Raw genomic sequence first — 20,667 nt, forward strand, 5'->3', positions numbered from 1 at the left:
AATAGTTGGTTCAATTGCTAATTCTGGTAGTTCAAGATGGGTTTGGTTTAAGTTTCTTCCGTAAATCTAATTGAATAAATGATGTGAAAACTATAGGTAATCCTTTATGATTTTATAAATAATAAAGGGTTATTTTTTTGTGGGCATTTTAAAATGAATTGAAAAATAAAAAAATATTTAGGAAACCGAAATTATTTTATTTTTTATCTTCAATCATTTCAGAATATTTGATAAACTGGTATTTGTGAAGAAAAGAAGGTGAATAGAGATGAAGGTGTTTTTTGAATTAGGTTGGTTCTTTAAAGAGCGTAAGAAGCAATACTTAGTGGGAATTTCGCTCTTAATCATGGTGGCAATGTTACAGTTAGTACCGCCAAAAATTATTGGTGTTGTTGTCGATGAAATTGGCGGTGGCAACTTAACTGTGGGCTCGCTAGTTAAATGGTTGAGTCTATTAGCTGCTTCTGCAATATTGATGTATGTGATTCGCTATTATTGGCGGATTATGATTTTTGGATCGTCAATGACACTAGCTAAAAGGTTACGTGCAAAATTATTTCATCACTTTACGTCGATGGCACCGTCCTTTTATCAAAAACGTCGTATCGGAGATTTAATGGCACATGCCACAAATGATGTATCAGCTGTGCAACAAACAGCGGGAAATGGTGTTTTAACTCTTGTAGATTCTATTACAACAGGGGGCTTTGTAATCTTGGCAATGGCCATTACGATCGATTGGAAGCTAACGTTAATCGCTTTAATTCCAATGCCGTTTATGGCGCTGTCAACGAATTATTACGGTAAACTTTTACATGCACGTTTTCATCATGCGCAAGCCGCGTTTTCGGACTTAAATGATAAAACGCAGGAAAGTATTACTGGAATAAAAGTGATGAAGACATTTGGTCAAGACAAAGAGGATATCGCAGATTTTAAACGATTATCTGACGAAGTTGTTGCGAAAAATACACGAGTGGCAAAGGTGGATTCACTATTTGATCCAACAATTTCACTTGTTGTAGGTATATCATTTTTCTTAACGATTATATTTGGATCTAAATTTGTCGTTGCTGGCGATATGACACTTGGCGATTTAGTATCGTTTACATCATACTTAGGTCTGCTTGTGTGGCCAATGTTGGCATTTGGTTTACTTTTTAACATCATGGAGCGAGGTAGTGCATCATATGACCGAATTCAAAATCTATTATCGGAGAAAATGGATGTTGAAGATAAAGAAGATGCATTATCCATTCGACCACATGGGGATATCGAGTTTAATATTAATTCATTTACATTCCCTGGTGATGAGACACCGGCATTAAAAGATGTACAGTTCAAGTTGAAACGTGGTGAAACACTCGGTATTGTCGGCAAGACGGGAGCAGGTAAAACTGCGATATTAAAACTATTAATGCGTGAATTTGACGGCTACGATGGGGAGATTCGTTACGGAGAGCATGTCATAGGAGATTATCAAGCAATAAAATTACGCGAAGCAATTGGCTATGTGCCGCAAGAGCATTTCTTATTCTCTGCATCCTTATATCAAAATATAGCTTTTACAAACCCGGATGTTGGTGAAGATGAAGTGACAAATGCTGCGCGAATTGCACAAATTCATGATGATATATTGCGCTTTACGGAAGGTTACAATACCGTCGTCGGAGAGCGAGGAGTATCACTTTCTGGAGGACAGAAACAACGGATATCGATTGCACGAGCGTTGTTAATGAAGCCTGAACTGCTCATATTAGACGATTCTTTATCAGCAGTTGACGCAAAGACAGAAGAAGCCATTTTAGAGTCATTAAAAGAAGCTAGAACAGACGCTACGACAATTATTACGTCCCACCGATTAAGTGCACTTGTCCATGCGCATCTCATCATTGTTTTACATGAAGGGGCAGTTGTAGAAAAGGGAACACATGAAGAGTTAATGGCACTTAAAGGTCGTTATTTCGAAATGTATCGATTACAACAACTTGAACAACAGGTTGAAGAGGGGGTGAGTCAACATGAATGAAGAACAAAAAATCACCCTAACAGGTAAGGAACAGTGGCAAGTATTAAAGCGACTCCTTACATATTTGAAACCACATAAAAAGTCCATTGTGATTGCATTAATGTTGCTCTTAATTACTGTTCTCGGCGATATACTCGGACCATTGTTAATTAAAATATTTATGGATGATTATTTAACACCACGTCATTTCCCAACAAATACGTTAATCACCTTAGCTGCGGTATACATTGGCATTCAAATATTGAATTCCATTATTAGTTATTTACAGATGCTTCGTTTCAATGTGCTAGCTCTTAAAGTAATCCAGCAGTTACGAATAGATGTCTATACAAAGGTTCATAAACTAGGTATGCGCTATTTTGATAAAACACCAGCTGGTAGTATCGTATCTCGTGTAACGAATGATACGGAAGCTATTATGGATATGTTCGTTAGTGTATTAATTGGCTTTGTACAAAGTGGCTTTTTAGTCATCGGAGTATATATTGCAATGTTTGCATTAAACTGGAAACTGGCATTAGCAACAGTTATTTTACTACCTATTCTTTTCTGTATTGTCTATATTTATAGAAAATATAGTGCCTTTTATTATATGGATATGCGTGAAAGACTGAGTCAATTAAATGCCAAACTTGCAGAATCATTATCTGGTATGTCGATTGTGCAGGCATTTCGTCAGGAAAAACGTTTCCGAGATGAGTTTGACGAGATAAATGAAAAGCATTATAAAGCAGTGATGAGTAGTATTAAACTAGATGGTTTATTATTAAGACCTGTCATTGACTTGGTGTATGCGTTTGGTCTAATTTTAATGTTGAGCTTTTTTGGGATAACATCCTTTAGTGAACCGGTAGAAATCGGTGTCATTTATGCATTTGTCAGCTATATTAATCGCTTTTTTGAACCGATTAATCAAGTCATGCAAAGACTTTCAATTTTCCAGCAAGCGATTGTTTCTGCATCACGCGTCTTTACATTATTGGACGACAAGGAATTAGATCCTCAGCAACTCGATGATTCTTCTGTGAAAATGTCAGACGGTCATATTGAATTCCGAAATATAACATTCTCATATGATGGTAAGACTGATGTTTTGAAAAATATTTCATTTACCGTTAAACCTGGTGAAACGGTCGCGCTTGTCGGTCATACTGGGAGCGGAAAAAGTTCAATTATTAACCTATTAATGCGATTTTACGAGTTTGAAAGAGGAGAGATTTTAATAGATGGGCAGTCGATTAAAAATTTCCCGAAACAAACGTTGAGACAGCAGATGGGTCTAGTATTACAAGATCCATTCTTGTTTTACGGAAATATTGAAAGTAATATCAAACTCTTTAATGAAAACCTGTCGGAAGAAGATGTCAAAGCTGCAGCAGAGTTTGTGCAAGCAGATCAATTTATCGAATCCATGCCAAATGGCTATAAACATCAAGTGTCAGAACGTGGTTCCACATTCTCAAGTGGGCAAAGGCAGCTCATTGCATTTGCGCGAACTATTGCAACGAATCCGAAAGTGCTCGTATTAGATGAAGCAACAGCAACAATCGATACAGAAACTGAAGTAGCCATTCAAGGAAGTCTCGACAAAATGCGTCAAGGTCGTACAACAATTGCCATCGCGCATCGCCTAAGTACGATACAAGATGCCGAGCAAATATTAGTGCTCCACCATGGTGAAATTGTCGAGCGAGGAACACATCAAGAGTTACTTGCTAAAAATGGCTTGTATCATAAGATGTATCAGTTACAAAATGGATTAGTTCAAGAAGTAGGATAGTGCAAGTATAGTCTCCAGGAAGCTGTTGGTAGTTAGCGGCTTTGTGGGGATTTTTTTGTGGGGATTTTAGGAGTTGAGTAGGGGTAAGAGGTTGCGAGTAGCGCTAAAGGGCACGAGTAGAGCCAAAAGGAGCCCGAGCAGCACTAAAGGGATTGCGAGTAGCGCTAAAAGGAGCCCGAGTAGAGCCAAAGGGATTGCGAGTAGAGCCAAAAGGAGCTCGAGTAGCGCTAAAGAGATTGCGAGTAGAGCCAAAAGGAGCCCGAGTAGCGCTAAAGGGTCCGAGTAGCGCTAAAGAGATTGCGAGTAGCGCTAAAAGGAGCCCGAGTAGCGCTAAAGGAGTCCGAGTAGCGCTAAAGAGATTGCGAGTAGCGCTAAAAGGAGCCCGAGTAGAGCCAAAGGGATTGCGAGTAGCGCTAAAGGGAGCCCGAACAGCGCTAAAGAGCACCAGTAGCGCTAAAAGGAGCCCGAGCAACGCTAAAGGGAAGCCGAGTAGCGCCAAAGAGGCACCCCAATCAAGCGAGTTTTTTCTCATAGTTATATATCATATTTTCTTAAATAGCTATCGCTATATTCATTGCATAATTTTGTCATGAAAAATTCACAGACAAAAGAAAAGATATTTCTTGAAAAGTTTGGTACGATGGGTACAGAAACTTTAAGGAGCGACAACAAATATGAATACTGATTTTAACTATTTTTTAGCATTTGGTGCAGGTATTCTTAGTTTTATCTCACCATGTACGTTGCCGCTTTATCCAGCATTTCTATCTTACATAACAGGTGTGTCATTTGATAAGTTAAAGAATGACAAAGGAATGCTTCAAAAAACGGCCATTTTGCACACATTGTTTTTCTTACTAGGATTTACAATGATCTTCCTCATTTTAGGGCTAACTACATCTTATCTTTCAGGGTTCTTCTTCAAATACGATGACTTGATTCGTCAAGTTGGTGGGATATTAATTGTTATTTTTGGACTAATGATTATTGGCGTCTTTACACCGGACTTTTTAATGAAAGATCGCAAATTCCAATTTAAAAATAGACCAGCAGGTTACATTGGTTCTTTCTTAATTGGTTTAGCGTTTGCTGCGGGGTGGACTCCCTGTACTGGACCTATCTTAGGTGGTATTCTGTCGTTAGCGGGTACAAATCCAGGTTCAGGTATTTGGTATCTACTAACATATAGTCTTGGTTTCTCTATTCCATTTTTCCTTTTATCATTCTTTATGACAAAATTAAGTTGGATTCGTAATCATAGTCAGAAAATCGTTAAAATCGGCGGTTATGTGATGATAATTGTTGGGATATTATTATACTTTGATGGAATGACACTGATTATTAGATTATTACAACCAATTTTCGGTGATTTCATGGGATTTTAATTGGCTTACTACACTTATTAGTAGTATAGTATTTTTAGTTTCAAATTAGGGGTTGAGTGTTTGACGAAGGTATTAGTAGTAGATGACACGATGTTCATGCGTCATGCCATAAAAACGATGTTAGCGGATTCAAGTTATGAAGTCGTTGGCGAAGCGATTAATGGCAGAGAAGCAATTGAAAAGTATCGTGAATTATTACCAGATGTTGTAACGATGGATGTAACAATGCCGGTTATGTCGGGTTTAGATGCAACGAAAGTGATCATCGAAGAATTTCCTGATGCGAAAATTATTATAATCAGTGCATTAGGGCAGCAAAAGATGATTTTACAGGCACTCTCGCTTGGTGCTAAGGATTTTATTACGAAACCTTTTGATCAGCAACGCTTAATGTCTACGATTGTAAAAGTAGTGGAATATTAGTTATGTTAGGAGAGGGTCTATTATGTTGAGTTCAATTCCTTCTCAATATATGGTCATAGGCTCAACTGTCGCTGTTGTCTTTATGGGGATTATGGCGATGACAGTGAGAGCCAAATCGGCTAAAAAACCTGCTAGTGCTAAGAAAATCATTATCCCACCGATTGCGATGTCTACTGGTGCTTTAATGTTTTGCTTTGAATATTTCAGAGTACCTTGGACACAAGTGTTAGAAGCAATTATAGTAGGTATTATCTTTTCAACTGTATTAATCGCGACATCGAAATTTCATATTGTTGAAGATGACATCTTTTTAAAGCCGTCTAAAGCATTTTTCTTTATTTTAGCTGGTTTATTGATTGTCCGTACAGTGGCGAAAATTTATCTAAGTGGTGCATTCCATTTAGGTGAACTTGGCGGCATGTTCTGGATTTTAGCATTTTCAATGATAGTTCCATGGCGAATTGCGATGTTAGTTCGTTATAAAAAGCTTGAAAAACAATTAAATGCAAAATAAAAAAGGTTCTTCTCTATGTGAAATGGAGAAGAACCTTTTTATTTATTACCTAATCAAGAAGATGTTCGTACGGTGTTGTATCGATTTTCATTTGAGTTAATTTTTTACGTAAAAATTTATGATCTCGTTTAGGGGAGGCGATGATATATCCTCTAATAATTAAATCAAATGAAATAGATGACGCTTTTTCCTCTAATGCCAACTCTCCAATTTTGCCTGCTATTTTTTGCTTTGCAACAGGTCTAAATAAATCAGGAACAGGACTTACAAGCTCTGTTAATAAAGCTTTAGAGTCGTCACCCCATAAATGGATTGTCTCACCAACATAATGTTCTTCCCAATCCATAGCAGATTTACCATCTTCTTTAGGCATCCTTTTTAAGAACTTACGGAACATAAAGAATCCGCCAATTGCCATCAAGCCTATGAATAAAACTACCCAAATTAATATAAACCACAGAAACCAGCCAGTTAACAAACCTCTCACCTCTTCTATACTCTTCTACCATTATAAAAGGAAGTTGAAAAAAATTCACCTGTTGTCTCCTTTTCTTTTAAAAAATTCTATTTAATTAGTGAAAGGGGGGAACAACATGGCGACTTTTAATTTTAGTAACGCAACACTGCGCTTGTCATTCGTAGTAGGTACAAATGACAAGGGAGAGCCAGTAGAAAAGAAGAAAACGTACAACAATATTAAGAAAGGTGTACAAGCAGAAGCATTAGTAACAGTGTCAAATGTAATTGCCGGTTTAACAAGCAATGCTATGAGCAAAGTTGAGTTTAATGAATTACAAGAAGTACTAAGTAACTAATTTAAGAAAGGGAGGGATTATTAATGGCAAAAGTATTACAGTTACAATTTAAAACTGCAGGTGACAAAAATTATACGCTAAACGTCGATGCTCCAAAGTACTCACTGACCGAACAGGAAATTAGTGATGCGATGGTGGCTATAATCGATAGTGCTGTATTTTTAGTGCACGGCGAGCCTATAGCAACGATTAAAGGCGCTCAAATAGTAGATCGCCAAGTGACTGAATATCAAGTACAAGCATAAGCATAGTAGATTGTCTCGTTCGCCATCAAGGCTGATGGGGCAATCTTTTCTATTTGCAAAGGGGGGAATGAGATGGAGCAATGGCTGACGTTTATACAGGAAGTAGGCTTTCCTATTGTTGTATCATTTTACTTGATGCACCGTGTGGAGTCTAAACTAGAATCGATTCACGATGTGCTAGTCTCTTTAAAAACATAATCCTTCACAAATTCGTCTTAAACGAATAGTACAGCCTTCTTGTGTTATTGTATACAATTCGTTAAGATTGTTTGTATGAAGGAGTGAATCACCCATGAAAAAAAGACATTTAACATTGCCATTATTATTAATATTTGTATTAGTATTATCTGCTTGTGGCAACGGGAAGTTTAAAGCGGATACAGATTGGAAAGTAGAACCATTTGAATATACCAATCAGAACAATGAAAAAGTATCGTTAGATTCTTTAAAAGGTAAACCTTGGTTAGGTATGTTCATTTTCACAAGATGTACTACTGTATGTCCACCGATGACGATGAATATGACGGATATTCAAAAATCTTTCCAAGACAAAGGGTTAGAAGACTATAAGATTGTTGGATTTAGTGTTGATCCTGAAGTCGATAAGCCACAAGTATTAAACAAATACTTGAACAGCTACCCAGTTCCAGATAGTTCTAAATGGGAATTTTTAACTGGTTATTCACAAGATGAAATTGCAGACTTTGCTTTAAAATCATTTAAAACGTTAGTAAAAGACAATCCAGCAGATGACCAAGTGATCCACGGTACAAGCTTTTTCTTAGTTGATCAAAATGGTGTTGTTGTTAAAAACTATAGTGGTGCACAAGATGTACCTTTCGATACAATTGCCGTCGATATGGAAACAATAATTGAAGATGGTAAATAAAAAAACGAGCGATTCTTATTGAGTCGCTCGTTTTCTTGTCTATATTATGCTTGCTTGTCTTTTAATAAATCGCGAATATCTTTTAATAATTCTTCAGTAGTAGGTGCTGGTGGTGCTTCAACAACAACTTCTTCTTTTTTCTTCTTGAGGCTCAATTTAGAAATGATTCGAATGAACATGAAAATTGAGAAAGCGATGATGAAGAAATCTAGTGCACTTTGGATAAAGTTCCCGTATTTTATATCTTTGTAATGTAAGTCAGTGAATGATACTGTGCCAAGTAATAAAGAGACTATCGGAGTAATAATATCATTTACTAACGAAGTTACGATTTTTCCGAATGCCCCCCCGATTACAACCCCTACGGCTAAATCTATTACGTTGCCTTTTAAGGCGAACTTTTTAAAATCTTCCCACATATATATATGTACCTCCTAAATAATTGGGTAAACAAATTGAGAGTAAAATGGTTGTTATGTACATTTATACTAATACCCATTTTTTTATAGTATCAAACCTCTTTGTCAGAAACTAGCGGAAAATTACTCATTTAGGTAATTTTTTGTTTTCGTGTTATAATATTTTATTTAGTAGGACTGTATAACTTTTTTTAGAATTGAGGTTTTTTATGAATAAAGTATTTATTGCTGTATTACTTGCAACGGCACTTGCAGCGATTGAAGGTACCATTGTTGCAACAGCAATTCCAAGTATTACTACCGATTTGTCAGGCGTTGAGTTAATTAGTTGGATCTATTCAGCTTATTTACTGACATCAGCTATTGCGACGATTATATTCGGTAAATTAGCTGACTTATTTGGTCGAAAAAAGATGATCATCATTGGGATATCCATTTTCTTATTAGGCTCATTATTATGTGGTTTAGCACAGTCGATGGAGCAGTTAATCGTATTCCGTGCAATTCAAGGGATTGGAGCAGGTTCGATCTTACCGATCACTTTAACGATTGTCGGAGAATTATTTGACACTGAAAAAAAACGTGCAAAAGGCCAAGGTTGGATTAGTATGGTCTGGGGCGTTTCGGGTGTAATAGGACCACTAGTTGGTGGCTTTATTGTTGACCAATTAACATGGCATTATATTTTCTTATTGAATATACCGTTTGGTTTAGGATCTATTTTCATGATTGCTAAATACTACGAGGAAGAAGTGCAAACTGCGAAGCGTAAAATCGATTATGCTGGAGCGCTATTTTTCTCAATTGGGATGGTTGCATTACTCTATACGATTATTGAGGGAAGCAATACACAAAATTGGTTCGGTTCTAAATCAATTATTTTATATGCAGTAGCGGCTATTGCACTAATCATATTTGTTCGAGTAGAGCTAAAGGCAGAAGAACCAATTGTACCCCTTTCTTTATTCAGAAATCGCCGCTTGAATATAGTAAATGGTTTAACGCTATTTGTAATGGCCATTGTCATTAGTATTTCGGCATACTTGCCTATTTTTGCACAGTCGGTTTTTGGTAAGAATGCTACGCAAGCTGGTTTAATGTTGACACCATTATCTGTTATGTGGACAGTAGGGGCAATTTTAGGGAGTAATTTAATAGGGCGTTTAACAACTAAAACAATTATTCAAATTGGTACAGGATTGTTAGTAATCGCTACATTTATCTTAACTACTTTATCTGCTGATTCAAATGAAATACTTGTTTATGTTGGAACAGGGTTATTAGGTGTTGGTATGGGTTTAATAGCACCAATGTTAATCATTGCTGTACAAACTTCTGCTAAAAGAGATCAGTTGGGAACATCTATTGGCTTGAATTCCTTCATTAATACATTTAGTCAATCCGTTGGAGCCGCAATTTTTGGTATGTTGTTTAATCTAGCAACAAGTGAAAAATTAGCTAGCTTTGGTAAAGGCGACATCAATTTAAATGGTCATTTTGATACAAATATATTTTCTAGTGAAGAAATTGGTCAACTGGTCGATATAATAGCTAGCGGTATTCGTGTCGTATATTCAGGTTCTTTTGCATTTGCGATTGTCGCATTTGTGTTAGCGTTCTTTATAGCTAAAAAGAAACCAATCTAATAGTCGATAATATTCCTTAATAATGTGATGATAGGTGTTTAGAAAATGGTAAATAAAAAGAAGCAACAATTGCATATGAAATTGAAGCTCTGGCTGATCATTTTACTAATCCCGGTATCGATTGCACTTTATACAACGACAATCATCATGTGGCAGCAGTTAAAAGAGCTGCCGATTATTAAAAAACTTGGTACTGAAGATATGAAAGATATACCAGCATTTGATATTGAAATTCCGAATAAGTATATTCCGATTTATCAGAAGGCGGCAAAGAAATACCATATTCCATGGACTTTACTTGCTGCACATCACCGCATTGAAACACGATTTTCGACTATGAAAACGTTAGAATCACCCGTTGGAGCGGTAGGTCATATGCAATTTATGCCTTGTACTTTTGTTGGCTGGAATCATCCTTCTTGTAAAGACCTTGGAAAAGGCAATATTCAAAAGAAGGAATTGACTGATCCTAAAACTATTAAAAGTTATGGTGGTTATGGTGTAGATGCAAATGGGGACGGACAAGCAGATCCATATAATATTGAAGATGCTATTTATAGTGCTGCCAATTATTTAGCCGCTAGTGGCGCAGCAAATGGTAAGATAAAAAAAGCTGTATATCATTATAATCATGATGACGTATACGTAGAGAATGTACTCTATTATTACAAACTCTATGATAAACATAAAAAAGAGCTCGTTTTTAATAGTAAAATCGCTTTAGAGGCTTCAAAAAAATAGAGTTAGTAGTATTAGCTCTCTATAGAAAAAATTAAAAAGAGCACACCGCTGTTTACATAGTGGTGTGCTCTTTTGTTATTAAAGATATGAGTAAACTTATTAAGATTAAGATTGCTAAACGTGAGTATTTTATGAATGTTGAGATAGATGATTAAACTAAAAAGGATTGTTTTAGGTGAATGTCGAATGTTCTATGACTGTAGTGAGGATTGAGTAGTAAGTTACTTTATTAATAAAGAGAATTAGCAGGGGGATGTATTTTATACTGATTTAAGAAGAACAATGCCAAATTACAGGTTGAATTCAGATGCTGATGAAATCAAGAAGAAAAATTAATAATACAAATTTGAGTGCTGAAAACGTTGCTTCAATAATTAAAGATAGGTTCAATTTATAAAATACCTTTGGAAAAACATTTGCAACTAGAGAAGATTATAAATACAAAAAGGATAGATAAGGAAAATAATGTTTGCCTCGTCTATCCTTTTCATGTGCTCATTACTTGTTCATGCCTCTTAAAATTAAACTTGCGACGAAAACTAAAATCACGCCACCGATAATTGAAGGGAATACGTAGAAGCCTTGAACTTCCCATCCCCATGAACCAAGCAATTTCCCACCAAGCCAAGAACCTAAAATCCCTGCAACCATATTACCTATGATTCCTCCGGGTATATCTTTACCTAATATTAAGCCAGCAACCCAGCCGATTAATCCACCTACGATTAAATATAAAATAACACTCATTTATGATCACTCCTTTAGATGTATATTATTCGTATAGCCCTATTGGAGTGAATTTAAACCTTTTTTATTTTTTAAAAGCAATTACCTCTGCACCAAGTGTGTTTTTGAAGTGGTTTAACGCCCATTTGTGCCCATTTTCGTCAAAGCTTGCAACACCATTTTCGTAGATATAAGTTTTGAATCCTTTGTTGTATGCATCTACTGCAGTATGTAGTACACAAATGTCTGTGCAAACACCTACTAAGTGAATTTCTCGAATGCCTCTTTCAGCTAAAAGCTGATCTAAGTTTGTACCAGCAAATGAGCTGTAGCGTGTTTTATCCATCCATAGAATGTTACTTTGATCTTGATAATCTTTGAAGATTTTTTCTAATGAACCAAAGAGTTCTCTTCCTTCAGTATCTCGAATATTATGAGGAGGGAACAGTTTAGACTCTGGATGATAGTCATCATTTGCTTCATGTAGATCACAAGAAAAAACGATGAACTCTCCATCTTTGATAAATTGTTCTGTTAGTGAAGCTATGGTTTGTTCGATTGCTTGACCAGCCTTTCCACAAGTTAAAGCGCCATCTTCCGCCACAAAATCATTCGTATAATCGATTACAAGTAAAGCTTTCTTCATATTATTATGACCTCCAAACATGCCTTTACATATATCATTACATAGAGAGGTGGAATTGTCATATTAAACTTATAAGTTTGAATTTTTGCAAAATAAGTTGTTTGTGATTATAATATGGAAAAAGAAGGGGGAAATACTTATGAATCAAACCTTAAAGAAGAAATTTAATAAACAAGGATTAGTATTTGTTCTTATACACACAATTTTCTTCTTAAATCTTACTGTGGATTTATGGGAGATTCGTTAGTCGCTGACAAGTTGAAAATGATTATGATTATGATTAGGATTATTCAAATGTCCTTTTAGCTGGAAAAGTAAAACATCATTATTAGATGGGTTCCTCGCTAAATGGGCATTTTTTGTTTTTTAATATATAGATAGGGTGTGAGGCAATGTCAACGTTTGATCGTGCCTTTGAACATTTAGAGTGTCCATTTGCGTGGATTGATTTAGACGCACTTGACGCAAATATTGATTTTATCAATCAACATACAAACGGGAAAAACATTCGAATTGCGACAAAATCGATTCGCTCGAAAGATCTTCTCACTTATATTGCTTCAAAATTACAATCTTTTTCGGGTTGGATGACTTTTACTGCAGAAGAGACGTTGTATTTGATAAATGAGGGGTTTGATCATTTTCTTATTGGCTACCCCATATTCGAACCGAAGAGTACTAGAAAGCTTGTAACACATGTGAAAGATGGAAAGGACATTACCTTTATGGTAGATGATGTGAGACAAATTCAATTCTTGCAAGACATTGCAAGTGAATACGACACATCTTTACATATTTGTATCGATATCAATCTTTCAATGAAAACCCCCTTTATTTACTTTGGGACAAGGCGTTCATCTTTACATTCTTTACCGCTACTAACACAATTTCTATCAGAAGTAACAAAGTTTCCAAATGTTGTAGTGAAGGGCTTGATGGGATATGAGGCGCAAATTGCTGGAGTAATCGATAAACCACTTCAAAAATTGCAAGCACCGATGATCCGGTTTTTGAAAAATAACTCGAAGAAAAAGTTGGCAGTCTTTCGTAAACAAGCTGTTGAGGAGCTATTGACACGCTTTTCAACGATAGAAATTGTTAATGGAGGAGGTTCAGGGAGCTTACAATATACAGCGGCTCAAGAAGAAGTGACTGAGGTGACAGTAGGATCGGCATTTTTTGCACCAGCACTTTTTGATCACTATCATACATTGAATTTACAACCAGCAGCTGGTTTTGCGTTACGTGTCACGAGAAATCCTGAACCGAATATCGTTGTTTGTCATGGAGGAGGATATATCGCTTCTGGTTCAATAGGCAGGGACAAACAGCCAGTACCCTATGACGAACAAAATTATCGTTTTTATGATTTAGAAGGTGCTGGTGAGGTGCAAACTCCTCTTAATGTACGAAGTGGTCATCAAATAAATATTGGCGATAAAATCTATTTTCGTCATGCTAAGGCAGGAGAGTTATGTGAGCGCTTTCTTTGTCTGGAAGCGAAACGAAAAGATCGATATATAAATAGTTTTGCAACTTATAGGGGGGACGGGAAATGTTTTCTGTAAAAGATTGGATTGATCAAAAGGAATGGACAAATTGGTCAGGCAACGTGGTCAGTAAACCATCTAGATCCTTATTACCACTTTCTACTGAACATCTATCGCAGATAATAAAAAAGGTGAGTGAAAATGGTCAAACGCTTCGAGTTACTGGTGCAGGACATTCTTTTAGCCCTGTAGCAATGCCTGATGATATAGCTGTATCTTTACACAATATGAGAGGATTAATCAATGTTGATCAGGCATCAGGGGAAGTAACTTTATGGGCAGGAACTTATTTATATGAAATTGGGCCAATGCTAAAGGATTACGGACTAGCACTTCAGAATATGGGGGATATTCAGGAGCAAACAATAGCGGGAGCTGTTTCAACTGGAACACATGGTACAGGAATCACACTTGGATCCATTTCAAATCAAGTGATTGCTTGGGGGTTTGTAGACGGACTAGGAGAATATCATGAACATAAAAGGGCAGATGATGAATTGTCCAATTCCTTACATTTATCACTTGGTTTATTAGGGGTTCTTGTTCAAGTGACACTTCAAACTGTGCCATTATATAGCTTGAAATGTGTTTCAACACAATCCATATTACCAGTAGCATTACAGGATTGGTCACAAATGATACGAGAGAATCGTCATTTAGAATGGTTTTACTTCCCCGGTAGTGAGAAAGTACAAGTGAAAATGATGAACATGATTCCAATAATTGAACAATCGAAATCGTCCAAAGTGATTGAAAGCGTCAAAACTCAATTTGTGGAAAATGGTTTGTTTTATCTGATGTCAGAGCTATGCCGTAAACAGCCAAAAAGAACAGCTCTCGTCAGTAAAATTTCTGCATCAAGTGTGCCAAACGGTATGAAAACAGGACTTAGCTATGAAATTTTTCCAACACCACGTCATGTTAAGTTTTTAGAGAGTGAATATGCGATACCATTAGAACACTTTGAAGCATGTATGGAAGAGATACATTATACGTTACTATCACATCCATTCCGAGTACATTTTCCGATTGAATGCAGAACGGCGTCAGGTGAGATGGGATATCTAAGTCCTACAGGAGGAGTAGAATCAGCATTTTTAGCATTTCATATGTATAAGGGGATGGATGAGAAGCCTTATTTTAGATGGGTGCAACATCTAATGACGAAGTATAACGGTCGACCTCATTTCGGTAAAGTAAATGCATTAACCGCTGAAAGAATGCTAGAATTATATCCAAATCTGCCAAAATTTTTAGAGCAGCGTGACAAATATGATCCAAATGACGTTTTCATGACAGCTTATTTTAAGACGTTGTTTACAAAAGTAGAGTGCAAAAGTCTAATAATGTAACGCCTTCCGAGCTCCACTCCATTCATAACATAACAATGGGATGGGGCTTTTTTTTATATCTAAATTAATGCAATTTATAAATTCTTCAAAAAATTTAAAAAATGTTCATAATTCAGCTAAAACCAAACTAAAAGGGAATGAAAACGCATACACAAATAATTAAATATTTTAAATTGATAAACAATTCAAAAAATAAGGTTGACGTGGGTTCAAATACGTACTATGATAGCAACAATTTAAAAAAACGTTTGAGATAACATTCAAAAACGTGACTATGTTATTTAAAGAAAGAGTGATAGGTATGGGAAACCAGTTAATTTATCTTGATGGAGATTTTGTTAAGAAGGAAGATGCGAAAGTATCAGTTTATGACCATGGCTTTTTATATGGTGACGGAGTGTTTGAAGGTATTCGTTCATATAACGGAAATATCTTTCGTTTAGAGGAACACTTAGTAAGACTCTATGAATCAGCAAAATCCATTTTACTTGAAATTCCATACACAATCGAAGAAATGACTGAAGTAGTGAAAGAAACTATTAAAGTAAATTCTCTACAAAGTGCTTATATCCGTTTAATCGTTTCACGTGGTGTTGGTAACTTAGGGATAGATCCTAGAAGTTGTAAGCAAGCAAGTGTAATTGTAATCGCTGAGCCACTAGCTTTATTCCCAGCAGAGCTTTACGAAACTGGTATTGAAATTGTTTCAGCTTCAAGCCGTCGTAACCGTTCTGATGTATTAAGTCCAAAAACGAAAACATTAAACTATTTAAATAATATTTTAGTTAAAATAGAAGCTAACCTAGCAGGTGTTTCTGAAGCGTTAATGATGAATGGTGAAGGTTATGTAGCTGAAGGTTCAAGCGACAATATCTTTATCATTAAAGACAATAAATTAATCACACCTCCAGGTTATATCGGTGCTTTAGAAGGAATTACGCGTAATGCAATCTTAGAAGTTGCTGCTAAAAAAGGTTACGAAGCAACTGAAGGTGTGTTTACTAGACATGATGTATATGTAGCTGATGAAGTATTCTTAACAGGTACAGCTGTTGAAGTAATCGCTGTGGTGAAAGTAGACGGCCGTGTCATTGGCGACGGTACACCTGGTAAAGTGACGAATGACATTTTAGAGGGTTTCCGTGCAATCGTTGAACAAGATGGCGTGAAAGCTTACGACGAAAAAACTACAGTAGTGTAATGAGGGGCGTTTAATATGAGAAGTGACATGATAAAAAAGGGAGTCGATCGTGCTCCGCATAGAAGTTTACTATATGCAACAGGTGTTAAAACAAAAGATTTAGATAAACCATTTATAGGAGTTTGCAATTCTTACATTGATATTATTCCAGGTCATGTTCATCTTCAAAAGTTTGCTGAAGTTGTTAAAGAGGCGATACGAGAAGCGGGTGGGATTCCATTCGAATTCAATACAATCGGTGTAGACGATGGGATCGCTATGGGCCATATCGGAATGCGCTACTCATTACCAAGCCGAGAGCTAATCGCAGATTCTGCAGAGACAGTTATTAATGCACACTGGTTTGATGGTGTATTCTACATTCCAAACTGTGACAAAATCACACCAGGAATGTTGATGGCAGCTGTTCGTACGAATGTTCCTTCTGTATTTGTATCAGGTGGTCCTATGGAAGCTGGTGTTTCTTCTACTGGAGAGCAACTTTCATTAACTTCTGTATTTGAAGGCGTTGGTGCTTATAAAAGCGGTCAAATGACTGCAGAGCAATTAAAGGACATTGAAGATAACGCGTGCCCGACTTGTGGCTCATGCTCAGGGATGTTTACGGCAAACTCTATGAACTCTCTAATGGAAATGCTAGGAATGGCTTTACCAGGCAACGGTACGATCTTAGCAACTTCTGATGCACGTCATCAATTAATTAAAGACGCTGCAAAATATTTAGTCCAAATGATCAAGGATGATTTAAAACCACGCGATATCATTACGAAAGAAACAATCGATGATGCTTTTGCCCTTGATATGGCAATGGGAGGTTCAACTAATACTGTATTACATACATTAGCAATCGCTCATGAAGCAGAAATCGATTACAACATAGAAGATATTAATAAGGTAGCTGAACGCGTACCATATTTATCGAAAATAATGCCAGCTTCAAATTATTCAATGCATGATGTTCATCTTGCAGGTGGTGTTAGTGCAATCGTCAACGAGCTTTGTAAAATTGATGGGGCAATTCATAAAGATCGAATCACTATCACAGGTAAAACAATTGCTGAAGATGTAGCAGGACATGAAATTACAAATACAGATGTCATACGTACAAAAGATAATCCATATAGTCCTGTAGGTGGTTTATCAGTACTTTTCGGTAACATTGCTCCTGAAGGTGCTGTTATTAAAGTAGGTGCTGTTGATCCGTCTATCAAAGAATTCACAGGTGAAGCTATTGTCTTTGATTCTCAAGAGGAAGCTCAAGAAAACATCGATAATGGCACAGTTCAAGCAGGTCATGTTGTAGTCATTCGTTATGAAGGACCTAAAGGTGGACCAGGAATGCCTGAAATGCTTGCACCAACTTCTGCTATTATGGGACGTGGTCTAGGTAAAGAGGTAGCACTTATTACAGATGGTCGTTTCTCAGGTGCTTCACGAGGTATATCAATCGGGCATATTTCTCCAGAGGCGGCTGATGGTGGGCCGATTGCATTAGTAGAGAATGGTGACATAATCTCTATTGATCTAACAAACCGTACGATAGAATTACAAGTTTCCGCTGAAATTTTAGCGGAAAGAAAGCAAAATTTAAAACCATTCGAACCAAAGATTAAAAAAGGTTACTTAGCACGTTATTCGAAGCTTGTAACGAGCGCTTCTACAGGTGGCGTAATGAAAATTTAGTATGACAATTAAATATAGAAATCGTTGATGAGGTTAAAGGTTATAGATTTTAGTATTCACAGAGAGCCGGTAGTGCTGGGAGCCGGTAATACAACTATATCCGACATCCCCTCGGAGTGGGTTGCTAAACACGCAAGTAATTAGGTAACCCCGGGCGCAACCAATTGCGCTCGTTAGATAAAGAATAGATTCGTCTATTCAAGAGGTAGTCTTTTGACTATGAACAAGGGTGGTACCATGAAAAGCTTATTTTCATCCCTACGTAAAGGTTTTCTTTGCGTGCGGAGAAATGGGCTTTTTTTATATAAAAAATTAGGGAGGAGTTATATGATGAATGCACAAGTTCCACTAAAGAGTAGAGAATCAGCACCGGAAGAGGCCAAACAAGAAATTAAAAAGCAACAAAATGGTGCTGCATTGTTCATCGAATCGTTAAAAAAACAAAATGTTGAAATTATTTTCGGATATCCAGGTGGTGCTGTCTTACCATTATATGACGCACTATACAAAGATCCGATTAAACATATACTCGCCAGACATGAACAAGGGGCAATTCATGCCGCAGAAGGTTATGCTCGCGTATCAGGAAAAACAGGAGTCGTAATTGCTACGTCTGGACCTGGAGCTACAAATCTTGTAACAGGTATTACAGATGCCATGATGGATTCTCTTCCACTTGTTGTCTTTACAGGTCAGGTTGCAACAACAGTTGTTGGAACCGATGCTTTCCAAGAAGCTGATATCGTTGGCATCACTCAACCGATTACAAAGCATAACTATCAAGTGAAGAACATTAACGATATTCCAAGAATCGTAAAGGAAGCATTCCACATTGCTTCAACTGGTCGAAAAGGACCAGTACTTGTTGATATTCCAAAAGATATTGCAAATACCATCTTCGAATCGGAAGTAGATGATAATGCACCGATTAATTTACCAGGTTATCAGCCGACATTGCATCCGAACTTTTTGCAAATTCAAAAAGCAGTGAAAGCTATTGGTGAAGCAAAACAACCTTTGATCTTAGCAGGTGCTGGAATACTAGCGGCAGATGCATCAGTTGAATTAACTGAATTTGCTGAAAAACACAATATTCCGGTAACTAATACTTTACTTGGACTTGGCAGTATTAACGGTGAACACGAGCTTTTCTTAGGAATGGCAGGTATGCACGGGACATTTACGTCTAATATGGCGATTAGTAACTGTGATTTACTTATCAATATAGGGGCACGCTTCGATGATCGCCTTACAGGAGATCTAAGCAAATTCGCTCAAAAAGCGAAAATAATTCATATCGATATTGATCCAGCCGAAATTGGAAAAAACGTTCCAACTGATATTCCAATTGTTGCAGATGCAAAAGAAGCATTAAAAGCACTATTGAAACAAGAGATTGAAACACCTGATACGTTGCTATGGCACGAGTATTTGGCAGAATGCTTAGCGGAATATCCATTATGGTATGACGCAAAAGAGCCAGATACAGTTTATCCGCAACAAGCTGTGGAGCTAATAAACCGTATTACAAATGGTGAAGCGATCGTCACAACAGACGTAGGTCAACACCAAATGTGGACAGCACAATACTACAAATTTAAAACCGACCACAATTGGGTAACGTCTGGCGGACTAGGAACAATGGGCTTTGGCTTCCCAGCTGCAATTGGAGCTCAATTTGCTAAACCTGATCAAAGAGTTATCTCTATTGTAGGTGATGCAGGCTTCCAAATGACATCTCAAGAACTTGCACTATTGAAAGAATTTAACTTACCAGTGAAAATTGTTATTTTAAATAACAGCTGTTTAGGGATGGTTCGTCAATGGCAAGAAACGTTCTATGAAGAGCGTTATTCATCTTCCTTAATGCCAGTTCAGCCAGATTTCGTGAAACTAGCTGAAGCTTACGGTGTGAAGGGTTACCGCATTAATACAATCCATGAGGCTGAAAATATACTGACTGAAGCACTGTTATCAGATGAGCCAGTACTAATCGATTGTCGTGTAAAACAACTTGAAGTTGTTAATCCAATGGTAGCACCTGGTAAAGGATTAGATGAAATGATTGGGGTGAAAAAAGGATGAAAAGAGTTATTACAGTAACTGTGATCAACCAAAGTGGTGTATTAAATCGCGTCACAGGTTTACTCATGAAAAGACAGTTTAACATCGAAAGTATCACGGTTGGTCATACAGAACAACCGGGTATCTCAAAAATGACTTTCATCGTACATGTAGAGGATGAAAATAAAATTGAACAATTGGTCAAACAGCTTTCAAAACAAATTGATGTGATAAAAGTAAATGATATCACTGACAAATCAATTGTTATACGTGAGCTTGCACTAATTAAAGTTGTTGCTCCACCGAATTTGCGCATGGAGATTAACTCAATTGTCGAGCCTTTCCGTGGTTCCATTATCGATATGGGTAAAAATGTTGTAACTTATCAAATTGTTGGAAACCCAGAGAAGATTGACGCATTCATTGAATTGATCCAGCCATATGGTATTAAAGAGCTAACACGTACTGGTGCTACAGCGTTTGTACGTGATGCACAAGTAAAACCAACAGCGCAACTTTCGATTTTATAATAAAAAGCTTCTAAAAAAACTATTAAAAC

Annotated in this window: 21 protein-coding genes; 17 read left to right on the forward strand and 4 right to left on the reverse strand. The window is 36.8% G+C overall.

Annotated elements, in window-relative coordinates; all coding sequences use genetic code 11:
• Positions 1 to 268 precede the first annotated feature (268 nt).
• The 5 genes from MKY02_RS10470 (at position 269) to MKY02_RS10490 (ending at position 6,131) form a co-directional block, all read left to right on the forward strand.
• The gene (locus tag MKY02_RS10470; protein ID WP_340708995.1) at positions 269 to 2,029 is read left to right on the forward strand and encodes an ABC transporter transmembrane domain-containing protein; all 1,761 of its coding nucleotides are present in this window, start codon (positions 269 to 271) and stop codon (positions 2,027 to 2,029) included.
• Positions 2,022 to 3,809 carry an ABC transporter ATP-binding protein gene (locus MKY02_RS10475; RefSeq protein ID WP_340708996.1) on the forward strand — a complete coding sequence of 596 codons (1,788 nt, stop codon included), beginning with the start codon at positions 2,022 to 2,024 and terminating at the stop codon, positions 3,807 to 3,809. Before MKY02_RS10470 ends, MKY02_RS10475 begins: the two co-directional genes overlap by 8 nt.
• A 674-nt stretch (positions 3,810 to 4,483) precedes the next feature.
• A complete protein-coding gene (locus MKY02_RS10480; protein WP_038182042.1) occupies positions 4,484 to 5,194 on the forward strand; it encodes a cytochrome c biogenesis CcdA family protein in 711 nt (236 codons plus the stop codon).
• A gap of 60 nt (positions 5,195 to 5,254) precedes the next feature.
• Positions 5,255 to 5,617: a response regulator gene (locus tag MKY02_RS10485; protein WP_076034842.1), complete on the forward strand. Its 363-nt coding sequence runs from the start codon at positions 5,255 to 5,257 to the stop codon at positions 5,615 to 5,617.
• A 22-nt stretch (positions 5,618 to 5,639) separates the two neighbouring features.
• Positions 5,640 to 6,131: a CcdC family protein gene (locus MKY02_RS10490; protein WP_038182039.1), complete on the forward strand. Its 492-nt coding sequence runs from the start codon at positions 5,640 to 5,642 to the stop codon at positions 6,129 to 6,131.
• Positions 6,132 to 6,180: 49 nt separating this feature from the next.
• On the opposite strand, the gene MKY02_RS10495 is transcribed toward MKY02_RS10490, so the two are convergent.
• Positions 6,181 to 6,609, reverse strand: a complete 429-nt coding sequence (locus MKY02_RS10495; RefSeq protein ID WP_051448632.1) for a DUF2621 domain-containing protein — start codon at positions 6,607 to 6,609, stop codon at positions 6,181 to 6,183.
• Positions 6,610 to 6,724: 115 nt separating this feature from the next.
• Here MKY02_RS10495 and MKY02_RS10500 point away from each other — a divergent pair, with 115 nt between their 5' ends.
• The 4 genes from MKY02_RS10500 to MKY02_RS10515 all read left to right on the forward strand — a co-directional run bounded on the left by MKY02_RS10500 (position 6,725) and on the right by MKY02_RS10515 (position 8,080).
• Positions 6,725 to 6,946, forward strand: coding sequence for a DUF1659 domain-containing protein (locus MKY02_RS10500; RefSeq protein ID WP_038182034.1), 222 nt, complete (start codon positions 6,725 to 6,727; stop codon positions 6,944 to 6,946).
• 23 nt (positions 6,947 to 6,969) lie between these two features.
• Positions 6,970 to 7,191 carry a DUF2922 domain-containing protein gene (locus tag MKY02_RS10505; RefSeq protein ID WP_076065010.1) on the forward strand — a complete coding sequence of 74 codons (222 nt, stop codon included), beginning with the start codon at positions 6,970 to 6,972 and terminating at the stop codon, positions 7,189 to 7,191.
• Positions 7,192 to 7,263: 72 nt separating this feature from the next.
• Positions 7,264 to 7,389, forward strand: coding sequence for a YvrJ family protein (locus MKY02_RS10510; protein WP_076034843.1), 126 nt, complete (start codon positions 7,264 to 7,266; stop codon positions 7,387 to 7,389).
• A gap of 94 nt (positions 7,390 to 7,483) precedes the next feature.
• Positions 7,484 to 8,080 carry an SCO family protein gene (locus MKY02_RS10515; protein WP_038182028.1) on the forward strand — a complete coding sequence of 199 codons (597 nt, stop codon included), beginning with the start codon at positions 7,484 to 7,486 and terminating at the stop codon, positions 8,078 to 8,080.
• A gap of 44 nt (positions 8,081 to 8,124) precedes the next feature.
• Here the strand turns inward: MKY02_RS10515 and mscL are convergent, their stop codons facing one another.
• Positions 8,125 to 8,499: a large conductance mechanosensitive channel protein MscL gene (gene mscL, locus MKY02_RS10520; RefSeq protein ID WP_038182025.1), complete on the reverse strand. Its 375-nt coding sequence runs from the start codon at positions 8,497 to 8,499 to the stop codon at positions 8,125 to 8,127.
• A 209-nt stretch (positions 8,500 to 8,708) separates the two neighbouring features.
• Here mscL and MKY02_RS10525 point away from each other — a divergent pair, with 209 nt between their 5' ends.
• Together MKY02_RS10525 and MKY02_RS10530 are read left to right on the forward strand one after the other, a co-directional pair.
• Positions 8,709 to 10,145: an MDR family MFS transporter gene (locus MKY02_RS10525; RefSeq protein ID WP_038182020.1), complete on the forward strand. Its 1,437-nt coding sequence runs from the start codon at positions 8,709 to 8,711 to the stop codon at positions 10,143 to 10,145.
• A 45-nt stretch (positions 10,146 to 10,190) separates the two neighbouring features.
• Entirely contained in the window at positions 10,191 to 10,886 is a 696-nt protein-coding gene (locus MKY02_RS10530; RefSeq protein WP_038182017.1) for a lytic transglycosylase domain-containing protein, read from the forward strand.
• A gap of 498 nt (positions 10,887 to 11,384) precedes the next feature.
• On the opposite strand, the gene MKY02_RS10535 is transcribed toward MKY02_RS10530, so the two are convergent.
• Together MKY02_RS10535 and MKY02_RS10540 are read right to left on the reverse strand one after the other, a co-directional pair.
• Positions 11,385 to 11,633 carry a GlsB/YeaQ/YmgE family stress response membrane protein gene (locus MKY02_RS10535; RefSeq protein ID WP_038182014.1) on the reverse strand — a complete coding sequence of 83 codons (249 nt, stop codon included), beginning with the start codon at positions 11,631 to 11,633 and terminating at the stop codon, positions 11,385 to 11,387.
• Positions 11,634 to 11,697: 64 nt separating this feature from the next.
• Positions 11,698 to 12,258 carry a cysteine hydrolase family protein gene (locus MKY02_RS10540; RefSeq protein ID WP_076034845.1) on the reverse strand — a complete coding sequence of 187 codons (561 nt, stop codon included), beginning with the start codon at positions 12,256 to 12,258 and terminating at the stop codon, positions 11,698 to 11,700.
• 392 nt (positions 12,259 to 12,650) lie between these two features.
• Between MKY02_RS10540 and MKY02_RS10545 the strand changes: the two genes are divergently transcribed.
• From MKY02_RS10545 to ilvN, 6 genes are all read left to right on the forward strand, one after another.
• Entirely contained in the window at positions 12,651 to 13,826 is a 1,176-nt protein-coding gene (locus tag MKY02_RS10545) for an alanine racemase (RefSeq protein WP_076065011.1), read from the forward strand.
• Complete coding sequence (locus tag MKY02_RS10550) at positions 13,814 to 15,160, forward strand: D-arabinono-1,4-lactone oxidase (protein ID WP_076065012.1); 1,347 nt, start codon at positions 13,814 to 13,816, stop codon at positions 15,158 to 15,160. The genes MKY02_RS10545 and MKY02_RS10550 overlap by 13 nt, the downstream gene beginning before the upstream one ends.
• Positions 15,161 to 15,461: 301 nt before the next feature.
• The gene (ilvE, locus tag MKY02_RS10555) at positions 15,462 to 16,361 is read left to right on the forward strand and encodes a branched-chain-amino-acid transaminase (protein WP_038182004.1); all 900 of its coding nucleotides are present in this window, start codon (positions 15,462 to 15,464) and stop codon (positions 16,359 to 16,361) included.
• A gap of 15 nt (positions 16,362 to 16,376) precedes the next feature.
• Positions 16,377 to 18,044 carry a dihydroxy-acid dehydratase gene (gene ilvD / locus MKY02_RS10560; protein WP_076065013.1) on the forward strand — a complete coding sequence of 556 codons (1,668 nt, stop codon included), beginning with the start codon at positions 16,377 to 16,379 and terminating at the stop codon, positions 18,042 to 18,044.
• 330 nt (positions 18,045 to 18,374) lie between these two features.
• The gene (ilvB, locus tag MKY02_RS10565) at positions 18,375 to 20,129 is read left to right on the forward strand and encodes a biosynthetic-type acetolactate synthase large subunit (protein WP_076065118.1); all 1,755 of its coding nucleotides are present in this window, start codon (positions 18,375 to 18,377) and stop codon (positions 20,127 to 20,129) included.
• A complete protein-coding gene (ilvN, locus tag MKY02_RS10570; protein WP_038181999.1) occupies positions 20,126 to 20,638 on the forward strand; it encodes an acetolactate synthase small subunit in 513 nt (170 codons plus the stop codon). The genes ilvB and ilvN overlap by 4 nt, the downstream gene beginning before the upstream one ends.
• Positions 20,639 to 20,667 lie beyond the last annotated feature (29 nt).

This window comes from Viridibacillus sp. FSL R5-0888 (genome assembly GCF_038009105.1).
GTDB lineage: Bacteria > Bacillota > Bacilli > Bacillales_A > Planococcaceae > Viridibacillus > Viridibacillus arenosi.

Bases quoted from the DNA above. Each gene is read 5' to 3' on its own strand.
- MKY02_RS10505 (WP_076065010.1), top strand. From the start codon at position 6,970: ATGGCAAAAGTATTACAGTTACAATTTAAAACTGCAGGTGACAAAAAT.
- MKY02_RS10490 (WP_038182039.1), top strand. From the start codon at position 5,640: ATGTTGAGTTCAATTCCTTCTCAATATATGGTCATAGGCTCAACTGTC.
- mscL (WP_038182025.1), bottom strand. From the start codon at position 8,499: ATGTGGGAAGATTTTAAAAAGTTCGCCTTAAAAGGCAACGTAATAGAT.
- ilvE (WP_038182004.1), top strand. From the start codon at position 15,462: ATGGGAAACCAGTTAATTTATCTTGATGGAGATTTTGTTAAGAAGGAA.
- MKY02_RS10480 (WP_038182042.1), top strand. From the start codon at position 4,484: ATGAATACTGATTTTAACTATTTTTTAGCATTTGGTGCAGGTATTCTT.
- ilvN (WP_038181999.1), top strand. From the start codon at position 20,126: ATGAAAAGAGTTATTACAGTAACTGTGATCAACCAAAGTGGTGTATTA.
- MKY02_RS10530 (WP_038182017.1), top strand. From the start codon at position 10,191: ATGGTAAATAAAAAGAAGCAACAATTGCATATGAAATTGAAGCTCTGG.
- MKY02_RS10500 (WP_038182034.1), top strand. From the start codon at position 6,725: ATGGCGACTTTTAATTTTAGTAACGCAACACTGCGCTTGTCATTCGTA.
- MKY02_RS10525 (WP_038182020.1), top strand. From the start codon at position 8,709: ATGAATAAAGTATTTATTGCTGTATTACTTGCAACGGCACTTGCAGCG.
- ilvB (WP_076065118.1), top strand. From the start codon at position 18,375: ATGAATGCACAAGTTCCACTAAAGAGTAGAGAATCAGCACCGGAAGAG.
- MKY02_RS10545 (WP_076065011.1), top strand. From the start codon at position 12,651: ATGTCAACGTTTGATCGTGCCTTTGAACATTTAGAGTGTCCATTTGCG.
- MKY02_RS10470 (WP_340708995.1), top strand. From the start codon at position 269: ATGAAGGTGTTTTTTGAATTAGGTTGGTTCTTTAAAGAGCGTAAGAAG.
- MKY02_RS10510 (WP_076034843.1), top strand. From the start codon at position 7,264: ATGGAGCAATGGCTGACGTTTATACAGGAAGTAGGCTTTCCTATTGTT.
- MKY02_RS10550 (WP_076065012.1), top strand. From the start codon at position 13,814: ATGTTTTCTGTAAAAGATTGGATTGATCAAAAGGAATGGACAAATTGG.
- ilvD (WP_076065013.1), top strand. From the start codon at position 16,377: ATGAGAAGTGACATGATAAAAAAGGGAGTCGATCGTGCTCCGCATAGA.
- MKY02_RS10515 (WP_038182028.1), top strand. From the start codon at position 7,484: ATGAAAAAAAGACATTTAACATTGCCATTATTATTAATATTTGTATTA.
- MKY02_RS10540 (WP_076034845.1), bottom strand. From the start codon at position 12,258: ATGAAGAAAGCTTTACTTGTAATCGATTATACGAATGATTTTGTGGCG.
- MKY02_RS10535 (WP_038182014.1), bottom strand. From the start codon at position 11,633: ATGAGTGTTATTTTATATTTAATCGTAGGTGGATTAATCGGCTGGGTT.
- MKY02_RS10475 (WP_340708996.1), top strand. From the start codon at position 2,022: ATGAATGAAGAACAAAAAATCACCCTAACAGGTAAGGAACAGTGGCAA.